The organism is Bacillus sp. SIMBA_026, assembly GCF_046535335.1.
GTDB classification, from domain to species: domain Bacteria; phylum Bacillota; class Bacilli; order Bacillales; family Bacillaceae; genus Bacillus; species Bacillus velezensis.
The window spans coordinates 1-253 of record NZ_JAWRWX010000334.1 but is presented as its reverse complement, the minus strand read 5'-3'; the positions used below and the strand labels follow the sequence as shown (position 1 = coordinate 253).

The window sequence follows — 253 nt, the reverse complement described above, 5'->3', positions numbered from 1 at the left end:
ACAGCCCGGGTGACTTAGCTCAAACTGGCGCTTCAAGTACTAACAAAGCTCAACCGACAGACGGTAGCTTTAACACGAGTGACGTGTTTGTAGAAACGCGTTTACCGGTATTAATGAACTGGTCTGTTGATCTTGCGGCACGTTATTCTGAGCATTCAGCCACTGGCGGAGCTGTTACTTGGAACGTAGGTACAGAATATGAACCAGTTGACAGTGTAAAACTGCGTGCGTCAGCCGCAACTGCAATTCGTAC

At 48.2% G+C, this 253-nt stretch carries 1 protein-coding gene; it reads left to right on the top strand.

Annotation, left to right across the window (positions count from 1 at the left end):
• A partial coding sequence (locus SB847_RS21690; protein ID WP_410578763.1) for a TonB-dependent receptor domain-containing protein occupies positions 1 to 253 on the top strand: 253 nt, incomplete at both ends.